At 53.7% G+C, this 21,072-nt stretch carries 19 protein-coding genes; 11 read left to right on the forward strand and 8 right to left on the reverse strand.

What is annotated here, in order from left to right; genetic code table 11:
• Nucleotides 1–48 precede the first annotated feature (48 nt).
• Together fbaA and nagA are read right to left on the reverse strand one after the other, a co-directional pair.
• The gene (fbaA, locus tag FHI25_RS10810) at nucleotides 49–1,128 is read right to left on the reverse strand and encodes a class II fructose-bisphosphate aldolase (protein ID WP_064781343.1); all 1,080 of its coding nucleotides are present in this window, start codon (nucleotides 1,126–1,128) and stop codon (nucleotides 49–51) included.
• Between the two features lie 156 nt (nucleotides 1,129–1,284).
• Complete coding sequence (nagA, locus tag FHI25_RS10815; RefSeq protein ID WP_210517728.1) at nucleotides 1,285–2,433, reverse strand: N-acetylglucosamine-6-phosphate deacetylase; 1,149 nt, start codon at nucleotides 2,431–2,433, stop codon at nucleotides 1,285–1,287.
• Between the two features lie 574 nt (nucleotides 2,434–3,007).
• On the opposite strand from nagA, the gene FHI25_RS10820 reads away from it, so the two are divergent.
• The 7 genes from FHI25_RS10820 (at nucleotide 3,008) to FHI25_RS10850 (ending at nucleotide 9,102) form a co-directional block, all read left to right on the forward strand.
• Nucleotides 3,008–4,306, forward strand: coding sequence for an extracellular solute-binding protein (locus FHI25_RS10820; RefSeq protein WP_210517730.1), 1,299 nt, complete (start codon nucleotides 3,008–3,010; stop codon nucleotides 4,304–4,306).
• An 84-nt stretch (nucleotides 4,307–4,390) separates the two neighbouring features.
• Complete coding sequence (locus FHI25_RS10825) at nucleotides 4,391–5,269, forward strand: ABC transporter permease subunit (RefSeq protein WP_210517732.1); 879 nt, start codon at nucleotides 4,391–4,393, stop codon at nucleotides 5,267–5,269.
• Nucleotides 5,270–5,282: 13 nt separating this feature from the next.
• Complete coding sequence (ugpE, locus tag FHI25_RS10830) at nucleotides 5,283–6,137, forward strand: sn-glycerol-3-phosphate ABC transporter permease UgpE (RefSeq protein WP_210517734.1); 855 nt, start codon at nucleotides 5,283–5,285, stop codon at nucleotides 6,135–6,137.
• Nucleotides 6,138–6,195: 58 nt separating this feature from the next.
• On the forward strand, nucleotides 6,196–7,266 hold the full coding sequence (locus tag FHI25_RS10835; RefSeq protein WP_210517736.1) for a sn-glycerol-3-phosphate import ATP-binding protein UgpC: 1,071 nt from the start codon (nucleotides 6,196–6,198) through the stop codon (nucleotides 7,264–7,266).
• A 144-nt stretch (nucleotides 7,267–7,410) separates the two neighbouring features.
• Entirely contained in the window at nucleotides 7,411–7,884 is a 474-nt protein-coding gene (locus tag FHI25_RS10840) for a GAF domain-containing protein (protein ID WP_008891014.1), read from the forward strand.
• Between the two features lie 59 nt (nucleotides 7,885–7,943).
• Nucleotides 7,944–8,471 (forward strand): single-stranded DNA-binding protein, encoded by a 528-nt coding sequence (gene ssb / locus FHI25_RS10845; RefSeq protein ID WP_008891015.1) that lies wholly within the window; start codon nucleotides 7,944–7,946, stop codon nucleotides 8,469–8,471.
• 202 nt (nucleotides 8,472–8,673) lie between these two features.
• Nucleotides 8,674–9,102, forward strand: coding sequence for an NUDIX domain-containing protein (locus tag FHI25_RS10850; RefSeq protein WP_210517738.1), 429 nt, complete (start codon nucleotides 8,674–8,676; stop codon nucleotides 9,100–9,102).
• Here the strand turns inward: FHI25_RS10850 and FHI25_RS10855 are convergent.
• Nucleotides 9,099–9,596 carry a YchJ family protein gene (locus FHI25_RS10855; RefSeq protein WP_210517740.1) on the reverse strand — a complete coding sequence of 166 codons (498 nt, stop codon included), beginning with the start codon at nucleotides 9,594–9,596 and terminating at the stop codon, nucleotides 9,099–9,101. The genes FHI25_RS10850 and FHI25_RS10855 overlap by 4 nt on opposite strands.
• Before the next feature lie 581 nt (nucleotides 9,597–10,177).
• Between FHI25_RS10855 and rpoH the strand changes: the two genes are divergently transcribed.
• Nucleotides 10,178–11,047: an RNA polymerase sigma factor RpoH gene (gene rpoH, locus FHI25_RS10860; protein WP_008891018.1), complete on the forward strand. Its 870-nt coding sequence runs from the start codon at nucleotides 10,178–10,180 to the stop codon at nucleotides 11,045–11,047.
• 90 nt (nucleotides 11,048–11,137) lie between these two features.
• Here rpoH and FHI25_RS10865 read toward each other — a convergent pair whose 3' ends face one another.
• Together FHI25_RS10865 and FHI25_RS10870 are read right to left on the reverse strand one after the other, a co-directional pair.
• Complete coding sequence (locus FHI25_RS10865; RefSeq protein WP_210517742.1) at nucleotides 11,138–11,590, reverse strand: NUDIX hydrolase; 453 nt, start codon at nucleotides 11,588–11,590, stop codon at nucleotides 11,138–11,140.
• On the reverse strand, nucleotides 11,577–11,846 hold the full coding sequence (locus tag FHI25_RS10870; RefSeq protein ID WP_210517744.1) for a hypothetical protein: 270 nt from the start codon (nucleotides 11,844–11,846) through the stop codon (nucleotides 11,577–11,579). The genes FHI25_RS10865 and FHI25_RS10870 overlap by 14 nt, the downstream gene beginning before the upstream one ends.
• A gap of 201 nt (nucleotides 11,847–12,047) precedes the next feature.
• On the opposite strand from FHI25_RS10870, the gene FHI25_RS10875 reads away from it, so the two are divergent.
• On the forward strand, nucleotides 12,048–12,920 hold the full coding sequence (locus FHI25_RS10875; RefSeq protein ID WP_008891021.1) for a DUF502 domain-containing protein: 873 nt from the start codon (nucleotides 12,048–12,050) through the stop codon (nucleotides 12,918–12,920).
• A 66-nt stretch (nucleotides 12,921–12,986) separates the two neighbouring features.
• Here the strand turns inward: FHI25_RS10875 and recG are convergent, their stop codons facing one another.
• Nucleotides 12,987–15,074, reverse strand: a complete 2,088-nt coding sequence (gene recG, locus FHI25_RS10880; protein ID WP_210517746.1) for an ATP-dependent DNA helicase RecG — start codon at nucleotides 15,072–15,074, stop codon at nucleotides 12,987–12,989.
• 226 nt (nucleotides 15,075–15,300) lie between these two features.
• Here recG and FHI25_RS10885 point away from each other — a divergent pair, with 226 nt between their 5' ends.
• Together FHI25_RS10885 and mfd are read left to right on the forward strand one after the other, a co-directional pair.
• Complete coding sequence (locus tag FHI25_RS10885; RefSeq protein WP_210517748.1) at nucleotides 15,301–15,573, forward strand: succinate dehydrogenase assembly factor 2; 273 nt, start codon at nucleotides 15,301–15,303, stop codon at nucleotides 15,571–15,573.
• A 7-nt stretch (nucleotides 15,574–15,580) separates the two neighbouring features.
• A complete protein-coding gene (gene mfd / locus FHI25_RS10890; RefSeq protein ID WP_210517750.1) occupies nucleotides 15,581–19,078 on the forward strand; it encodes a transcription-repair coupling factor in 3,498 nt (1,165 codons plus the stop codon).
• Between the two features lie 58 nt (nucleotides 19,079–19,136).
• Here mfd and FHI25_RS10895 read toward each other — a convergent pair whose 3' ends face one another.
• Nucleotides 19,137–19,823, reverse strand: a complete 687-nt coding sequence (locus FHI25_RS10895) for a DsbA family oxidoreductase (protein ID WP_210517752.1) — start codon at nucleotides 19,821–19,823, stop codon at nucleotides 19,137–19,139.
• Between the two features lie 6 nt (nucleotides 19,824–19,829).
• Nucleotides 19,830–21,053 (reverse strand): phosphopentomutase, encoded by a 1,224-nt coding sequence (locus tag FHI25_RS10900; protein WP_210517754.1) that lies wholly within the window; start codon nucleotides 21,051–21,053, stop codon nucleotides 19,830–19,832.
• Between the last annotated feature and the right edge of the window lie 19 nt (nucleotides 21,054–21,072).

Genomic DNA, 21,072 nt, shown 5'->3' on the forward strand with positions numbered 1-21,072 from the left:
GGCTTCATAAATCCCGTGACCGGAACGGTCAGGTTTTTTTGATCAGACTTAGCCTTTGGTAACCGTGCGACCGGTTGCGCCAAGGTCCTTGAAAGCTTCTTCGAGGCGTGCGGCCATCGACAGCTCAGCTTCGCGGATCCAGACGCGCGGGTCATACTGCTTTTTGTATGGCTGATCGGTTTCCGGATCGACCTGATACTTGAACGCACGTGCGTTGGCTTCGACATACTCGCCAACCGGGCGGGCATAGGCGAACTGGGTATCGGTATCGATATTCATCTTAAAGCAGCCATAGCTGACAGCTTCTTCGATTTTCTCTTTTTCCGAACCGGAACCGCCATGGAACACGAAGTCGAGCGGGCGATCACCCAGACCGTGCTTCTCAGCCACGTATTTCTGGCTTTCCAGAAGGATCTCCGGGCGAAGCTTCACGTTGCCGGGCTTGTAAACGCCGTGCACGTTGCCAAACGCCGCCGCGACCGAGAAGTGACCAAGCGGCGAGAGACGACGATAAGCTTCTTCGACTTCTTCCGGGCGGGTGTAAAGGCGCGGATCGATTTCCTCAACCGAGGTATCAAGCTCATGACCGATACCGTCTTCTTCACCACCGGTGACGCCCAGTTCGATCTCAAGGCTCATCTCGATGGCGGACATCCGTTTCAGGAAGGTTTCGCAGGTCGCGAGGTTGTCTTCAACGGATTCTTCGGACAGATCCAGCATGTGGGAGCTGTAAAGCGCCTTACCGGTTTCGGCATAGGCCTTTTCGCTCCATTTCAGCATTTCATCGACCCATGGCACAAACTTGCGGTTTGCGTGGTCGGTATGCATGACAACAGCAACACCGTAATGTTCAGCCAGAAGCTGTGCATGACGCGCAGCAGATACAGCGCCAAGAACACGGGCCGCAGCAGCGTCCTTGATGCCCTTGCCGGCAAAGAACTGTGCACCACCATTCGAAAGCTGAATGATAATGTCAGATCCGGCATTTGCTGCAGCCTCAAGGGCAGCGTTCATCGTGCTTGAAGACGTAATATTGACGGCGGGAAGGGCGTAACCGTCCTGCTTGCAGGCAGAAACGAGTTCGCGATAGGCGGCACCGGTAACAACACCGGGTTTAACGGAAGGCATGTGGGTACTCCTCCTGGGGGTCAGAGTAAAAACAGATCAGCAGCAAAATCACCTGAAGACCCTGCATACAAACTGTTACAGAGCCCAATGCATCTTCGAAATGCTGTCTCAGGTCAAGGCTTTCCGTCATAGACTTTCGGAAAATATTGCGTTTGCTCAGGCGTAAATCTCTTGCACGCCCTTGATCCAGCTTCGCGTCACATTGAACTGATCATCAAACAAAATCATATCGGCCTGATATCCCGGTGCCAAGCGCCCCAGAACATGACCAAGTCCCAGGAACTCCGCTGGATAAAGCGACGCCATGCGAAGCGCTTCATCAAGTCCGATTTCCGCCATTTCCATGCAATTGCGCACAGCTGAAATCATATCCAGGTCCGAACCCGCCAACGTGCCATCCGCAAGCGCGCACCGCCCATCAACCGCGATGATTTCCTCATCACCCAGCTTAAACCGTTTATCGGCGGCACCAACCGTTGGCATGGCGTCGGTGACCAACATTATCTTGCCCGCGGCCTTGGCGCGGACGGCGGTTTTGATCACTGCAGGATGGACGTGAAACCCATCCGCAATCAGGCCACACCATGTACGATCATCAGAAAGCGCCGCACCAACAACGCCCGGCTCCCGATGGGTCAGGGGGCTCATGGCATTAAACAGATGCGTAAAGCCCTGCATGCCTTCATCGATTGCCGAAATGATATCGTCGTAGGTGGCCGCTGTGTGCCCGGCGCAAACACGAACATCGCGGGCAACGAGCTTTGTGATCACGCCTTTATCAAGCAGTTCCGGCGCAAGGGTGACCAAAGTACAGCCGTTGCGAAGCCGGGAGACGAGTTCTATTGCATCAGGCTCCATCGGCCTGATCTGGTCCGCTGGATGCACGCCACGGCGCTTGAGATTAAGATACGGTCCCTCAAGGTGAATGCCGACGACACCAGCAACACCGTTATCCAGCGCGTCCTGAACGGCGGCAATCGCGGCCTCCATCTTGTCACGAGAATCGGTAATCAGGGTTGGCAGCATCGATGTCGTGCCAAACCGGCGATGCGCAGCGACCATGGTTTTAATGGTCTCAAGAACAGGCGCATCATTCAGCAAGACGCCGCCGCCACCATTGACCTGCACATCAATCAGACCGGGGGCGAGGGTTTGGCATCCACCGTCTACTGGCTTAATACCAGATGGTAGATCCTTATCCGCAACAACGGCGTCGATCTTGCCATCCGTGACCAAAACAGAATGCCCGGACAGGAAGCGTGTTCCGTCAAAGAGTCGGGCATTTGATATGGCAAAATCGCTCACGCCTGGGTCTCCGATTACTGCGTATCCAAGTACGGTGGTCGCAGGATCAACCCTGCGGTCGTGGACGGTTGGGCATCGTAATTGGATGATTTGATAGCGGCAACGACCTTAACGAACAATTGTGAAGAAGTCGTCTGCACCGCCCATTTTCGCGGACAGGCGAAATATTCGAACACGAACATTCCATACAACAAGGTTAACCATACACGTCGCGGGACGATCTTCATGTTTTGGTCGCAAAACTTTCACTTGCTTGCAACACTTGGCATCTGCCGCTTCTCTCCATTTCACGGCACTTCTGCTACCTGATTGCCGGAACACAAGGCAAACACTGGATCTTTGATCCTTTCAAAACTGCGCCCGCGAGGAGCTTCATAGTGAACTTATTGGATGTTCACTTGATCATTTATTGGCGAGTTTTGTGTCATTTCGCCGCCCATTCGCACATCAAAAGTAAGTTTCCGAAAACTGTCACTTGAGCAAAACGGCCCTCAAGAACAAAACGAACGCCTAGCCGGTCGCCGAATTACGGGCGGCGTACCGTGCCAAGTTTTCAATAGGGAGTTACTTGACCATGTTCCGCAAAACACTGATGGCTGCTGCTGCCGTGTTTGCCATTGGCAACACCGCACAGGCTGCAACCGAGATCACCTGGTGGCATGCAATGGACGGCGCACTTGGCGACGTTGTCAACCAGATCACCGAAGACTTCAATGCAAGCCAGGATGAATACAAACTCGTATCCATCAACAAGGGCGGCTACGAAGACACCATGACGGCCGGCATCGCAGCGTTCCGCGCGAAAAACCAGCCGAACATCATCCAGATCTTCGACGCAGGTGCTGCAACCATCATCAACGCCAAAGGCGCTGTTAAGCCGGTTCAGGATTTGCTTGAAGCAAACAACGTCAATTTCGACATCAATGATTACATCCCGGGTGTTCGTTACTTCTATGCCGATTCAGACGGCAAGATGATCGGCATGCCGTTCAACAGCTCGACCCCGCTTCTGTATTATAACAAAGAAGCGCTGGACAAAGCCGGTGTAGACGTTCCCAAAACCTGGCAGGAATTCGAAGCTGCTGCTCCGAAGCTCAAAGAAGCTGGTTACACCGCGCTTGCGCAGTCGCACAGCCCGTGGATCTTCTTCGAAAACTTCATGTCGCGTCACAACCTGCAGATGGCAACCGCCAATAACGGCTATGACAGCACCGACGTTGAAATCCTTTATAACAACGACGCTCTGAAAGATCACTGGCAGCACGTCAAGGATTGGAAAGACGCGGGTTACTATGGCTATTATGGCCGCGCATGGGGTGCGAACCAGGACGCATTCGTGCAGCAGCAGGTCGCAATGTGGATCGGTTCTTCCGGTTCGTTTGGTGGCCTTCGCAAGTCCGCACAGTTTGACTTTGGCGCATCGACCCTCCCGTATTGGGAAGGTACCGGCGATGCACCGAAATCGACCTTTATCGGTGGTGCAGCACTGTTCGCATTCTCCGGTCACGATGCCGCACAGGATGCCGGTGTTGCCGAATTCTTCAAATTCCTGACCAAACCGGAAACCCAGTACTACTGGCACAAAGAAACCGGTTATGTCCCGATCACCAATGCTGCTTATGATCTGGCCAAAAAAGAAGGCTACTACAACGAAAGCCCGGATGCCGAAGTCGGCATTACCCAGCTTTCCGAGGAAGGTGGCGAGTGGACCAAAGGTTATCGTCTTGGCTTCTATGTTCAGATCCGCGAAGTGATTTATCGTGAAGTCGACAAGATCATGAACGGCGAAGAAACCGTTGATGCTGCCTTTGCGACCATCGAAGAAGAAGCAAACGGCCTGCTGAAGCGCTTCAACGATACCTACTCGAACTAATCTGCTTTTCGCCAAAGCGGGGCGGCCGATGATTTGGCCGCCCTGTTTTGCATTTTCTGATTTTGCTCTGAGGTTGCGTTCCCGATGAAGCGCGTACAATTTGAACACAGCGCGGTGCCATACCTGTTTATCGCACCCCAAATTCTGATTATTTGCATATTTTTCCTGTGGCCTGCGGTCCAGGCGCTGTACCAGTCCTTCCTGCTTGAAGACGCCTTTGGCATGTCTTCCCAGTTCGTCTGGTTCCGCAATTTTGAAGATGTGCTTTCAAGCAGCTCGTGGACACGATCTGCCATCTTTACCGTCGTATTTTCCGTTTTGGTCTCCGTGCTTTCGATCGCGATTTCACTGTTTCTCGCGGTTCGCGCCGACGAAGTAATCCGTGGGGCAAAATCCTATAAAACGCTTCTGATGTGGGGCTATGCCATTGCGCCGCCGGTGGCAGGCCTTCTTGGCATCATGATGTTCAACCCGCTAATGGGGGACCTCTATAAGGCCTTCAACAGTTTCGGGTTTGAGTTCAACCACATCGAAAACGCCAATGACGCGGCCTTCATCGTCATTCTGATTGCGGTCTGGAAACAGGTCAGTGTGAACTTCATCTTCTTCCTCTCAGGCCTTCAGGGAATTCCGAAGTCGGTTCAGGAAGCAGCGACCCTTGACTGCAAGAGTCCTGAGCGTCGCTTCTGGACCATCACATTCCCGCTATTGGCACCGACAACCTTCTTCCTGCTGGTGATCAACCTGACTTACGCCTTTTTCGAGACGTTCGGCATTATCGATGTTTCGACCAAAGGTGCCCCGGGTGGTTCGACCGCGACCCTTGTCTACAAGGTGTATGTCGATGGCTTCCTTGGTGCGGATATGGGCGGCAGTGCTGCACAGTCAGTATTGCTGATGATCATGGTCAGTGTCCTGACCGTGTTCCAGTTCCGCTTCATCGAACGCAAAGTGCATTATTAAGGGGAACGTCATCATGTATCAGTCCAAATGGCGTATTTTTACGAACCACACCATTCTGGTGCTTGGCTCACTTTTCATGATCCTTCCGGTCTGGATCGCCTTTGCGTCATCAACTCACACCCGCGAGTATATCTTCCAGAATGGCCTGCAATTCTTGCCCGGCGGGGAGTTCTTCACCAATTACGGCGCGATCCTGTTTGATGCAGAGGCGACAAAGGGCAGGGTGACTGCGCTTGAGATGCTGTTTAACAGCATGGTGCTTGGTCTTGGCTTTGCGATCGGAAAGGTCATCATTTCGATGATGGCGGCCTATGCCATTGTCTATTTCCGCTTCAAGCTGGCTGTGCCGCTGTTCTGGATCATTTTCTCGACACTTCTGTTGCCGCTCGAAGTGCGCATCGTGCCGTCCTATGAGGTCGTGGCAAACCTTGGCTTGCTCAACACCTATACCGGCCTGATCCTGCCGCTGATTGCGTCTGCCACAGGAACCTTCTTCTTCCGGCAGTTTTACCGGTCAGTCCCGGACGAACTTCTTGAAGCAGCGAGGCTGGACGGGGCTGGGCCGATCCGGTTCTTCATCGACATTCTGGTTCCCCTGTCGGTGACCATGATTGCTGCGATCTTCATCATCATGTTTGTGGTCGGCTGGAACCAGTACCTTTGGCCGCTCCTGATGACCACCGATGATCAGCTCTACACCATCGTGATCGGGATCAAGCAGGTCTACAATTCGCTCTATGAGGGCGGACAGATACCTCAGTTCCCCAAGGCATTCGCACTGACAATCATGGCATCTGTTCCGCCCGTAATGGTGGTGGTCATCTTCCAGCGCATGTTCGTCAAGGGGCTGGTTGAGACGGAAAAATAACCCGGTCTTCCCTGATCCCTGCATTGAAAATAATTGATCCGAATACAGGATAACCAAGATGGCAACTGTTACGCTTAATCAGGCCCAGAAAACCTACCCGAACGGTTTCAAGGCCATTCACGGCATTGACCTTAAAATCGAGCATGGCGAGTTCACGGTTCTTGTCGGGCCGTCTGGCTGTGGCAAATCGACATTGCTGCGCATGATCGCTGGTCTGGAAGGGATTTCGGATGGCGAAATCATCATTGATGACAAGGTCGTCAACACCGTGGCCCCCGCAGATCGCGACATCGCCATGGTGTTCCAGAACTACGCGCTTTATCCGCACATGAACAACTACGACAACATGGCCTATGGCCTGAAAAACCGCGGATACAGCAAGGCGGAAATTGATGCCAAGGTCCGCGAAGCCGCCCGCATTCTTCAGCTTGAAGATCACCTTGAACGCAAACCGCGCCAATTATCTGGCGGTCAGCGCCAGCGCGTCGCCATGGGCCGTGCGATCGTCCGCCAACCCAAAGTCTTCCTGTTTGACGAGCCGCTTTCAAACCTTGATGCCAAACTGCGTGTCGATATGCGCCTTGAAATCAAGAACCTGCAACAGCGTCTTGGCATCACGTCGGTCTATGTCACCCACGACCAGGTCGAAGCCATGACCCTTGCCGATCGTCTGATCGTCATGAATGGCGGCGTTGCGGAGCAGATCGGAACCCCGATTGATATCTACGAAAAGCCGGCCAGCCAGTTTGTCGCAGGTTTCATCGGCTCGCCCGCGATGAATTTCCTGAAGGGCAAAGTGTCTGATGACAAAAAACACGTCACAGTGGGGGACGGCGTGATGCTTGATCTTGATCACGACGTCGAGGCTGGCCGCGACGTCACGGTCGGTATTCGCCCCGAACATCTGGAACTTCTCAAAGACGGGGAAGGTCGGATTAATGCCGGTGTGCGCATGGTGGAGTCTCTTGGCGCAGAAACGCTGGCTTACCTCGATTTCGGGGCCAATGCCGACAATGTCACGTTGCGGTTGCAGGGAACGCACACATTCGAAAAAGGCGAGAAATTAAGCCTTTCGGTTCCGGCTTCGAAAATCCATCTGTTTGATATCAAAAGCGGTCAGCGCATCTGATTAAACCAGATCAGCTAACATCGAACGCCTCTGACAAATTCAGACTGTCAGAGGCGTTTTTGTTTTCGGATTGGGGCACTTTACCCTTGTCTCGCACATGGTGAACGGGGTAGTTCCTATGCGCGAAAGTTAAGGGAGTTTGATGTGCAGACCGACCAGAAAAAGGCGCTTTACGAAGAAGCGCAAAAAGAGCTGATCAGCATCACTGAAGGCGAAACCAACGTGCCCGCCCTGATGGCGACCGTATCGTGCGTCTTATCGCAAAAGTTCGACTATTACTTCTGGACCGGCTTCTATAATGTTGATCCGGAAAAGGAAAATGAACTTGTCGTCGGGCCATATCAGGGCACGCTTGGCTGTCTTCGTATCCCGTTTGGTCGCGGTGTTTGTGGTGCAGCCGCATCAACCCGCGAAACGCAGGTGGTCGCGGACGTTCACGCTTTTCCTGGTCATATCGCATGCGACAGCCGGACAAATTCCGAGATCGTCGTGCCGGTGATCAATGCGGATGGACAGTTGATCGCCGTGCTTGACGTCGATAGTGTCGAGCACAATTCGTTCGATGAAACGGATCGCATTGCACTTGAAACTTTAATGCAGCGCATTTTTGCGCAATGATAACCCACAAGTCCCGACCAATCGGGACAGCGGACAACACAAACTTTGGAAGATAACCCATGGCTGGCAGTGTCAATAAAGTCATTCTCGTCGGGAACCTTGGCCGCGATCCTGAAATCCGGTTTACCCAGGCTGGCAAAAAGATCGCCAATTTCAGCATCGCAACCTCCGAACAGTGGCGTGACCGTCAGTCCGGTGAGCGCCGCGAGCGCACCGAATGGCATCGCATCGTTGTTTTCAACGAAGGCCTTGCTGATGTCGTTGAGCGCTTTGTGAAAAAAGGCAGCAAGCTTTATATCGAAGGCCAGCTCCGCACCCGCAAATGGCAGGGGCAGGATGGCAAAGACAACTACACCACTGAAGTTGTTCTTGAAGGCTTCAACTCCAACCTGACCATGCTTGATAACCGCGGTGAAGGCGGCGGCATGGGTGGTGGTTCATCCTCTGGTGGTGGCTATGGCGGCGGCCAGGATAGTGGTGGCGGCTATGGCGGCGGTTCTGACGCTGGTTGGGGTAATGGTGGTTCTTCCGGTGGTGGATCCGCACCGGCTGGTGCCCCGGACCTCGATGACGAGATCCCGTTCTAAGCAATCGCTTAATGATAGTGCTTTAGAATCCCTCCGAAACGCTGGTTGTTTTGGAGGGATTTGTTTTTGTGAGGTTCTTCGTGCAACCATCCAGAAGCGTCTGTCACAAAATCACCTGAAGTTGGCCTACAAGACTATAAACAAGCGATACAATCTGATTTAAGAACGAGAATTCAGCCAATCGTGAAACAAGGAAGACCTGTTGACCGGTCCAATATTTGGAACCCCGCGTGTGGGGCAAAGCTATAACGTCCAGGACTGTGTCTATGCCGTGATCAAACGCGAAAACGGCGACGTTGCCGTTGCGCGCACCCCCAAGGGTATTGTTCTTCTTGGCGGCGGTGTTGAAAACGGTGAAAGCGAACAGGACGCGCTTTGTCGTGAGGCTTATGAAGAATCGGGTTATCGGGCGCGTATCATCTCGCGGCTCGGTTTTGCATCACAGTATGTCAATAACCCGACCAAGGATCGATACCGCCTTAAGCGCGCTACCTTTTTCCTGTGCGAATTGACTGAAAAGCTTGGCCCGCCTGTGGATCAGGATCACGAACTGGTCTGGATGCCATACAAAGAAGCTCATGAGAGCTTACTTCGGCCATTTCATCAATGGGCACTGGAATTTGTGGGTTAACCACAGCATTTCTTGAATTTTTTGCCGGAACCACATGGGCAGGGATCATTTCGACCGACTTTGACAGGTGACGCGTTGATTCGGCTCACGCCCGGGAATATCCCGTCAACATAGAACCACTTGCCGTCACGGCGTTCGAAATTGGATCGCTCGTGCAGTTGGTGTGGTTTTCCGTTCTCATCAAAATGGGCAACGAATTCAACAATCCCGGTTTGATCAAGAATACCGCCAGCAACGCATTCAATGATGTCCAAGCCAGTCCAACGCGTTGTGTCCTGCACAATACTTTCTGCATCAAAGCCGGAACGATTTTCCTCTGCCAGCGTTGATAATAGGTAGTCCCCATTGCGCAGCACGAAGGCAGAGTAGCGTGATTGCATCAATTTTTCGGCCGTTTCGGCACTTGCCGTCCCGGAATGATACTTCCCACAGCAGACGCCGTAATCTTTCAGGCTGCCACAGGGGCATAAAGTGTCTGCTGGCAAGGCTGGCATGATGAACTCCGGTCAAATGGCATTTTGAAGTCACCATACAGCAGGGGCCACTGGCACGCCACTTTGCCAAGCCCCGGAATTTCGCCTTGAACCTTCACACATGCACAAATTGCCTTTGTTTCGCCGTATATCGATCCTAGCGTGAAGGATCGGCATTTTACTTACCCGACTGTTTTTGTCGGTTATAATTGCTAGGATGCTGATATTGAGTGATTAATATAACTGAAACACTGGTCAGAAGTTCTTGACGAATTTGGTCGGGTTTAGATATATTAATAAATGCGGGTGGGGGCCCATAGGCACCGCCGGATCAACGTCCGGCCAATTGGCGGACATGTAAATTGTCGATTTGCTTCGAGTAAGGATGAGACACGATGAATGAACTTCTTATTTGCGTCTACTGTCCTCTTCCATAGGTGACCTTGGAATGAGTTACGACCGGACCACGCTTCTTTTCTGACAAAATCCGGTCGTCCACGTGAATTAATTCACAACCGATAGTGTTTGCACGTCATCTAGCTTCTGACGGCCTCCGTACTAAGAATAGATGCCGACTTGTAAACCTCTCAGGAGGACGTAGAATGAGCGCCATTAAATTACCTGCTGTTTCCCAGGAAGAGGGTTTCTCGGGCTATCTCCGTGAAGTCTGGAAATTCCCGATGCTTACGGCGGACGAAGAATACATGCTGGCCCACCGTTATCAGGACCATGATGACACCGAGGCCGCCCACAAACTTGTTACCAGTCACTTGCGTCTTGTCGCCAAGATCGCGTTTGGTTATCGCGGCTATGGCCTGCCGATGGCAGACCTCGTTGCAGAGGGCAATACAGGCCTGATGCGCGCCGTGCAGAAGTTCGATCCGGAACGTGGTTTCCGCCTGTCGACCTATGCGATGTGGTGGATCCGTGCTGCGGTGACTGAATACATCCTGCAAAGCTGGTCTATGGTCAAACTCGGCACCATGGCAGCGCAAAAGAAACTGTTCTTCAGCCTGCGTAAAGCCAAGCGTCAGCTTAACATTTATGACAATGGTGAACTTTCGCCAGAGGAAGCTGATCAGGTTGCCGAAAAACTTGGTGTGACCGGCCGTGAAGCGCTTGAAATGAACCGCCGTCTTGCGGCGCGCGATTTCTCGCTTAACACGCCGATGCCGAAAGACGAGGGGATGGAATATCTCGATACGCTGTCGTCTGACGCACCGAGCCCGGAAGCACTGGTGGCTGATGCCGAAGAACGTGTTCTTCATAACGGCATGCTGAAAAACGCACTTGGCGAATTGCCTGAACGTGAACAGGAAATCATCAAGGCCCGCTTCCTCAGCGATGATCCGATCACGCTTGAAAAACTTGGTGAACGTTTTGGCGTCAGCCGTGAACGCGTCCGTCAGCTTGAAGCACGCGCCTTCAAGAAAATTCAGGAAAGCGTCCTGACGCAGCATTCAGCAGCGTAACAAAGCTTAAATAGACCAAATCAAAAGGCGGCATCCTAGTGGGTGCCGCCTTTTTCTCATTCCATTCGTCTTGCTCTGCTTGTCAGCGGGTCATCCGGATGAGAGCACATCACGTGATTTTGCAATAACTTCGATGGTCTTGTTCCAAAGTGCGTATTTGGCCACTTCCTTGACGCTGACCCACTTGGCATCAGCCGCATCACCGCCAAGCGTGATATCGGGATTAAGCGCCACCGCGACAAAATCAATCAACGTGTAGTGATATTCGACCTTGTCATCGTCATTGGTAGAAATCATGTCCACCGCATCGACCAGGATCGGGCTTGAGATTTTAACGCCGGTTTCTTCCAGCACTTCGCGGCAAACAGCATCGCGCACCGTTTCGCCCAGTTCCTGCGCGCCGCCCGGAAGGCTCCATGTGCCGGCATGTGGTTCCTTGCCACGCTGGATCAAAAGAACATGGTCCTTGTGCCAGACAACGGCACCAACACCGACAAGAGGACGCGGCAGAAAGGTTCGCTGATCAAGTTCAGTAATCGTCATCGTCTTCTTCCAAATCATCGTCCGGGTCAGGGACCTCATGCACGACCTTGCCGGTCAGTTCTCGGGCCCGAATACCGGGTGTGCCAAGAAACTGTTCTTCGGATTCCGGATGGAGTGACATCACAAAATCTTTCGATGGCGCGTCACCGATGGCGAACTGCCGCGCGGCGTCGTAATCAGGAGCACGTACCTTGGCCGTCTTTATCCCGACCGAACCGTCATCATCGTAAATATATTCAACAATCCAGACCTGCAAAACGTCTCCACAACAATTCTGATCTGCAAATTACGGTTTGTTGGTTGCACCGCAAACTTGAATACTGCTATCACTTTAATAAGCGGGAATAACCCGGCTTTAAGTCCCAGCTTTGCCATATTCTCACGTACAATGACCAAAAGCCAAAGACTAATCTCAAGTTTCGGCTTTTGACATTTGGCTCTTCTGCACAGGTGCTCAATGAACGCCAAGCGCGACGACAACGATGATCCGGAAAACAAAGGTTCGGAGCACGTCCTCCCAAGCCCAGGTATGTTTGCCCGGATAAGAGCCTATTTCCTTACTGGTGTGCTGGTCAGCGCGCCTCTTGCGATTACCTTCGGGCTTGCCTGGTGGTTTATCGAATTCGTCGACAGCAAAGTCATCCCGCTGATCCCGGCGCATTACAATCCGGAATCCTATCTTCCTGTCGGTTATCAGGAATACGGGATCCCCGGATTTGGCCTGTTGGTTATTATCGTTTTCATCACCGTGGTTGGCTGGTTCACGACCAACTTTGCCGGTCGGGCGTTAATTAAGCTTTACGAACGGATTCTTGGCCGTATTCCGGCGGTACGGAGCATTTATGGTGCCGTTAAGCAGATCCTCGAAACGGTTTTGGCCAACCAGTCGAATGCTTTTCGCCAAGCGGTTCTTCTGGAATATCCGCGCCGCGGGATGTGGGCGATTGGCTTTATCACTGGCGAGACCACAGGTGAGGTGCAAAACCTGACCGAAGACAAGGTCATCAACATCTTCCTGCCGACCACGCCAAACCCGACATCGGGCTTTTTGCTGTTCGTTCCGCGCCGGGATGTCGTCATTCTTGATATGACGGTCGAAGAGGCCATTAAAATGGTGATGTCAGGCGGTATCGTAACCCCGCCGGATCGTCGCCCGGCCGAACAACGCAATCATCCGCAGGTCGCTGCCAAAACCTACGAGGATGTCGATACGTTGCGTGAAAAGGAAAACGTTCCGATTCTGGTATCGCGCGACATTCCGGCACGGATGGAAACATCCAAAACGTCTGAGCCGAAATCCAAAGATGGCAAAACGCCCGAAGACGCGTGATAACATTGCCTCTAATGGCTTGAAATTTAAAAGGGCGCATCCAACCGGTGCGCCCTTTGTTCTTTGTTATCCTGATCGGAAATATCGAACCGCTTCGTCGCGTTCAAACAGATACAACAACAGACGCAATGCATCGCCGCGCGCCTTCTGCAGGTCGGGGTCGCGTTCGACGATCAGGCGTGCATCATCGCGCGCAATCGCCAGCAAATCACCATGTAGCTCAAGATTGGCCAGCCGGTATTCCTGAAGGCCGCTTTGACGGGTGCCAAGAACTTCGCCAGCGCCGCGGAGTTTCAGGTCTTCTTCGGCGATGATGAACCCGTCCTCGGTTTCACGCATGATTTTGAGTCGCGACTTGGAAACCTGTCCAAGCGGGCTACCATACAGCAACAAACAGGTCGATGCCGCATCCCCACGGCCAATTCGCCCGCGAAGCTGATGAAGCTGGGCAAGGCCAAAGCGTTCGGCATGTTCAATCACCATGATCGTTGCTTCGGGCACGTTGACTCCGACCTCGATCACAGTGGTTGCGACAAGGATGGACGTATCGCCATGGGCGAACTTTTCCATCACTTCGTCCTTTTCCTTGCCCTTCATCTTGCCATGAACAAGGCCAACACGATCCCGACCAAATAGCTCTGCCAGCACCCGGTACCGTTCATCGGCGGCTTGCAGGTCAAGAACCACGGAATCCTCGACCAATGGACAGACCCAATAAATCTTGGTTCCGCTGCGCATCGCACGCCCGATGCCGGAAATGACATCATCTACCTTGTCGATCGGCAAAACGCGGGTGTCGACCGGTTTGCGCCCCGGCGGCTTTTCATCAAGCCGCGAAACTTCCATATCGCCAAAGGCCGTCAGGGTCAGCGTGCGTGGAATAGGTGTCGCTGTCATGACCAACACATCAACCGCCTGGCCTTTGCCAGCCAGCATAAGGCGTTGGTGCACGCCAAAGCGATGCTGTTCATCGACAACCGCAAAGGCAAGATCGTGGAACATCACGTCATCCTGAAACAAGGCGTGCGTTCCGACCGCAATCTGGACTTCGCCATTGGCAAAGCCTTCAAGCGCGGTTTTTCGTGACTTGCCCTTATCGCGCCCGGTCAGGATGGCGCATTTGATGCCGATTTTCTCCAGAAGCGGCGAAATCGTTTCAAAATGCTGGCGCGCCAGAATCTCGGTTGGTGCCATCAGGGCGGCCTGACGTCCGCATTCAACCGCATTAAGCATCGCCATCAAGGCGACCACAGTCTTGCCCGATCCCACGTCCCCTTGCAACAAACGCAGCATGCGGCCTTCGCTTGCCATATCGTCATAGATGTCACCAAGCGCGCGTTGCTGCGCACCGGTCATGGCAAAGGGCAGGTGGTCACCGAGTTCTGCACGCAGGCGACCATCCCCCTTGGTCACACGACCGCCAAGCTTGCGCATCTTTGCTCGGATCAATGTCAGGGCCAGTTGATTGGCCAGCAACTCATCATAGGCAAGCCGTTTGCGGGCGGGATGATCGGGTGACAGGTCAGTTTCATCTTGCGGATTGTGTATTGTGTAAAGGGCCGCTTTCAAATCGGGCCATTTATGGCGCGCTATCAGTGCCGGGTCATGCCATTCTGGTAAATCGGGAAGCGTTTCAAGTGCACCGCGCACAGCCTTGGTCAGCGTCTTGCCCGTAACCCCGGCCGACATCGGATAGATCGGCTCGACCGTCTGGATTTCAGCACGTTCTGCCTCTGTACCAATCCGGTCGGGATGGGTGATCTGATATTCCCCGCGATAATGATCAATCTTACCCGAAACAATTCGCTTCTCACCAACCGGCAAAACGTCGTTGAGGTATTTGGCCCGCGCGTTAAAAAACGCCAAAACAAGCGTACCGCTTTGCGTTTTGCAGATCACCCGATAGGGGCGACGACGATTGGGCGCGGGCTCGTGGCGTTCGACCCAGACATCCATGGTGACGACCGACCCGTCAATGGTGTCGGAAAGGTCGGGCGAAAACCGGCGATCAATAATGCCCGATGGCAAATGCCAAAGCAGATCTGCGACATGTTCCCCGCCAATCAGGCGCGCTACCAACGGCTTTAAGCGCGGACCGATACCGGCCAGCGTGTCAATTTCAGCAAAAAGCGGGAACAGAATTTCCGGGCGCATGTCGGTTTTCGTTGAAACTTTCGATGAGAACGTTAATAGAACAATTGTGTTTATGGCACGGGTATACAACAAAACTATCCCGCCACAACCATCAAGTCATCATTTGATACAAAATGACCCGATCACGGCATGGACCCGTAGGAGATTTTGCCGTACAAACCATGCCACAGAACAGGCTGCAGTGGCCTCCCGCAAGGCGCTGCACAGGAAGTCAGGAGATCGAAGAATGACCGACACCGTATCGGACCTTGAAATGCGCCGTAGAAAGCTGCTGTTCCGTGGGAGCCATCGTGGCACCAAGGAGAACGATATCCTGATGGGGCGTTTCATGGACAGGCATCTGGCGACCCTGACGGCAGAACAACTTGATAGATTTGAAATCCTGATCAACGAAGTACCGGATGCCGATTTCTTCAAATGGGCAACCGGCAAGGAAGCGGCACCTGCACAGTATGACACGGATGTCCTGCGCATGATCCGGGACCTGAGCAACGCCTGACAAGACATTGAACAAGCTCAAAGAAATTATATCGACCAACGGTCGCAAACGGGTAGGTGGTGTGCCGGAAGGCGCAGACGCCCTGATCCTGCGTGAACTGCTTGATAGTGCGGGCAAGAACAAGACCGTTTTGCATGTGGCGCGCGATGACAAGCGCATGGCCCAACTGGCGGAGGCATTGCAATTCTTCGCCGGTGAGATCGAAGTCCTGACGCTGCCGGCGTGGGATTGCCTGCCTTATGACCGTGTTTCACCGATTTCGGAAGTCACCGCACGGCGCGTCGAAACGCTGACAACCCTTGCCGACAGCAAGGAGTCCGCAGCTGGCAATGGCCGTATCGTCCTGACAACCGCCGCCGCGGCAATGCAGCGTGTCCCGACCGTTGAGGTCATGCGCACAGGAAAGCTGGCGTTCAAGGCTGGCAGTGAATACGACCGCGCCGAGCTGACCGCCTATTTCGAGCGCATGGGCTATAACCGCGCAGAACAGGTGATGGAACCGGGCGACTACGCCGTCCGTGGTGATATTGTCGATATCTTTGCGCCGGGCATGAAGGAGCCGGTTCGGCTTGATTTCTTTGGCGATGAGATCGAAAGCATCCGTCGCTTTGATGTCGAAACCCAGCGCACCGTCGGCAAGGTCAAGGAAATTTCCCTGTTGCCCGTGGGCGAGGTCTATCTAGACCCGGATAGCATTTCGCGGTTCCGAAGCAGCTATCGCGAGCTGTTTGGCGCGGTGTCACAGACCGATCCACTTTATGAATCAATTTCCAACGGTCTGAAATATGGCGGGATGGAACATTGGCTGCCGCTGTTTCATGACGGGTTGGATACGATATTCGCCTATGTGCCCGAAACCATCGTCAGCCTTGATTATCAATATGGCGAGGTCATCGAAAACCGGCTTGAAATGATCGATGATTATTATCAGGCGCGCCTTAGTATCAAGGGCGGCGGGCTATCGGGTGACAACGTCTATAAACCCGTGCCGCCAGAACGGCTGTATCTTGATCAGGCAGAGTTTGACCGCATGCTGTCCGACCGTCCGGTTCTGGAATTCTCGCCTTATTACGATGATGAAAATCCGGAACGCGGTATTTACGATCTTGGTGCGCGGGCAGGGCGTGATTTTGGCGATGTGCGTGCGCGTGCGGACGTCAATCTTTATGACGAACTGCGTGATTTCATCACCACACAGCGCGGCAAGGAAAATCAGGTTGTTATCGCGGCCTATTCTGATGGGTCGCGTGATCGCATCGTGTCATTGCTGCGCGAGCATGGCGTGGGCAAAGTCGTTACCTGCGAATGCTGGGAAGACGTTACCGACGATCTGACCTTTGAACATGTCGGCGTGGTGATCCTTGATATTGAACGCGGATTCCGGCGCAAGGGTCTTTGGTTTGTTACCGAGCAGGATATCCTTGGCGACCGCATGAGCCGCCCGGGTGGGCGCCGTCGCAAGGCCGACAATTTCCTGCGTGAAGCGTCCGAGATTTCCGAAGGTGATCTTGTTGTCCACCTTGAACACGGTATCGGGCGCTATCTGGGCCTGAAGACCGTGACGGCTGGCGGCGCACCGCATGATTGTCTCGAGCTTGAATACGACGGCGGCGACAAACTGTTTGTTCCGGTCGAGAATATTGAGGTCCTGTCGCGTTATGGATCGGACGAAGGTATCTCGATCCTTGATAAGCTGGGTGGTGTTGCCTGGCAGGCCCGTAAGGCCAAGCTGCGCGAACGCATCCGCGACATGGCAGGCAAGCTGATCAAGGTTGCCGCCGAACGTCATCTGCGCAAGGGCACCATGCTTCAGGCACCTGAGGGCGCCTATGACGAATTCTGCGCCGGCTTCCCGTTTGCCGAGACCGAGGATCAGGCACGCGCCATCCGCGATACCCTTGATGACCTGTCGGCTGGCAAGCCGATGGATCGTCTCGTTTGCGGCGATGTTGGGTTTGGCAAGACTGAGGTCGCCATGCGCGCGGCGTTTGCCGCGGTGATGTCGGGCAAACAGGTGGCTGTGGTTGCGCCGACGACACTTCTTTGCCGGCAGCATTACCTGAATTTCAAGGAGCGCTTTGAAGGCCTGCCAGTGCGGGTTGAACAGCTGTCGCGCCTTGTCACCGGCAAGAACGCCAAACTGGTCAAGGAGAACCTAGAAAGCGGCCATGTCGATATCGTCTGTGGCACCCATGCGCTTTTGGGTACGGGCGTGCATTTCAAGGACCTTGGCCTTCTGATCGTCGACGAGGAACAGCATTTCGGCGTCAAACACAAGGAACGCCTCAAGGAACTGAAATCCGATGTGCATGTCCTGACCCTGACCGCGACGCCGATCCCGCGCACCTTGCAGCTGGCCCTGACCGGGGTGAAGGAACTGTCGATCATTGCCACACCGCCGGTCGACCGTCTGGCGGTCCGGACCTATATCACGCCATATGACCCGGTTGTCGTGCGCGAGGCCATCTTGCGCGAACGCCACCGTGGCGGCCAGATTTTCTATGTTTGCCCACGGGTCAATGAGCTCGACCGGGTTGCCAAGGAACTTCAAAACCTTGTGCCGGAAATCAAGTTTGACGTGGCACACGGCCAGATGGGGGCACGTGACCTTGAACAGGTCATGACCGATTTCACCGACCGTAAGTTTGATCTGTTGCTCGCGACCAACATTATTGAGTCGGGCATTGATGTTCCAAACGCCAACACGATGATCATTCACCGATCTGATATGTTCGGCTTGGCGCAGCTTTATCAGTTGCGTGGCCGTATTGGTCGTTCCAAACAGCGTGCCTATGCCTATCTGACCTTGCCAAATAGCAAGAAACTTACCGCAACAGCACTCAAGCGACTGGAAGTCATGCAGACCCTTGATAGTCTTGGTGCCGGGTTCAATCTGGCGAGCCACGATCTTGACATTCGCGGGGCAGGGAACCTGCTTGGCGAAGAACAATCCGGCCATATCAAGGAAGTCGGGATCGAGCTTTATCAGCAGATGATCGAAGAAGCCGTGGCAGAAGCCAAGGGCGAGATCGATGCATCCGAAGAGGCAAGCTTCGTCCCGCAGATCAATATCGGTATGCCGGTTCTGATCCCGGATCGCTACGTGCCGGATCTTGGTGTGCGGCTTGGTCTTTATCGCCGTATTTCCGAATTGCGATCGCGTGAAGAGGTCGACCAGTTTGCCGCCGAAATGATTGACCGGTTTGGCAAATTGCCCAAGGAAGTCGAAAACCTTCTGGATGTTGTGACCATCAAACAATGGTGTCGGGTTGCCAATATCGAGAAGCTTGATGCAGGCCCGAAAGGGGCACTCATCACGCTACGAAACAACGAGTTTCCGAACCCGGCCGGTTTGATCGGCTTTATCCAGCAACAGGTTGGCGTCGCCCGCCTGCGCCCGGATCACAAGATCGTCTATTCCGCTGGCTGGGATGGACCAACTGACCGGCTTGAAGGCCTCAAACGATTGATGAAACGGCTTTCGGATATTGCAGGAAACGCATAAAGAAAAGGCGGGTAACAGATTGTTATCCCGCCTTTTTTAATTCTCAATGGGCTCTTGTTTAGACCGGAATTTCTTCCTGTCGCGCCAGTCGGATCATGCGTTGAAGGATGTCGGGTTCCTGTGCGCCGGACAGGGCATGGCGGCTGTTAAACAAGAAGCACGGTACACCGGTCACGCCCATCTGATGCGCGACCCGGTTTTCCTGACTGACAAATTCCCGATCCATGTCACCGGCAAGATATTCCAGAATTTCGTTTCTGTCTTCGCCATGGCGAACTGCGATATCGGCCAGGAGTTCATGATTGCCGATATCCTGACCTTCAAGGAAATAGGCCACAAACAGATCTTCGACCAAATCATTGCCAACCGCTGGCCGTTCTGCACACACCTTGTAGATCAGGCGATGAGAGTCCGTTGAATCCGGCGTTACGTTGATTAGATCAAACCTGAACGGGATACCGACCGCAGCCCCGGCATCCTCGATCGCCTTGTAAACCCGCTCAGCACTTTCGCTTCCGCCGAACTTTGCGGATAGATAAAGTTTGCGATCAATGCCGCCACTCGGCATATCCGGGTTAAGCAGGAAAGGGCGCCAGTGAATGATCAGGTTATCAAGCTTTTCGCTTGACAACGCTTTTTCAAGGCGCTTCTTGCCGATATAGCACCACGGACAAATCGTATCGACAATCGCCTCGATCCTGATCGGCGAATTTGATGCTTCACTTTGTCCGAACTGCCAATTCATTCCACTTTATCCATTCAAGAAAGACGTTCCCGTCGCCAGCGGCGCAATCCCAAGATGGTCGGCAACCGTTTGCCCGATATCGGCAAAGGTTTCGCGCATCCCGAACGGCCCGGGGGCAATTGCCGGTCCAAAGGCAAGGATCGGCACAAATTCGCGTGTATGGTCATTGCCGCGCCAGGTCGGGTCGCACCCGTGATCGGCGGTAATGATCACCATATCACCGGGCTGTAACGCGGCACGTAGTTCCGGAATTCGTTGATCAAATTCCTCAAGCGCGTTTGCATACCCGGCGACATCACGACGGTGACCGAATTCCATGTCGAAGTCCACCAGGTTGGTGAACACAATGCTGTTGTCCGGGGCTTCGGCGATTTCTTTCATCATGGCATCAAACAGCGCCATATTCCCCGACGCCTTGACCTTTTTGGCAATCCCGCGATGGGCATAGATATCGGCGATTTTACCAACTGAAATCACCTTGCCACCAGATTTGCTGAACAGATCAAGCAGCGTTGGTTTATGGGGCGGAACGGCAAGATCACGACGGTTTGAGGTCCGCTTGAAATCAGCAGGAGTTTCACCAACAAACGGGCGGGCGATCACACGGCCGATATTGTATGGTTCAACCAGTTTGAAGGCGATTTCACAGACTTCATACAGGCGTTCCAGACCAAAATGTTCCTCGTGGGCGGCAATCTGAAACACACTGTCGGCCGAGGTATAGCAAATCGGCTTGCCGGTTTTGGTATGCTCTTCGCCAAGCTCTGCGATGATGGTCGTGCCCGATGCATGGCAGTTGCCAAGAATGCCCGGCAATTTGGCCTGCTCGATCAGGGCATCGGTCAGTTCCGCCGGGAAGGTCGGGACGGTCAGGGGAAAATAACCCCAATCGAAATCCACCGGCACACCGGCAATTTCCCAATGGCCGCTTGGCGTATCCTTGCCGCGCGATAGTTCCTTGGCATGGCCAAATGCGCCGATCATTGCACCGCCATGATCAAGCCCGGGCGGGACACGACCTGTGGCATCCTTGGCAGCCTCGCCAAGACCAAGTGCCACCATGTTCGGCACATTCAGGGGACCACTGCGCTTGTCGCTATCGGCAAGGCCTTTGGCACATTGTTCTGCGATGTGGCCAAGGGTATCAGAGCCCTGATCACCGAATTTTGCCGCGTCCGGTGCCGAGCCGATCCCGAAGCTGTCCGCCACGATAATGATGGCACGTGCCATTGATGTCTTCCTTCAAACC

The organism is Thalassospira sp. ER-Se-21-Dark (assembly GCF_017922435.1).
Taxonomy (GTDB): domain Bacteria; phylum Pseudomonadota; class Alphaproteobacteria; order Rhodospirillales; family Thalassospiraceae; genus Thalassospira.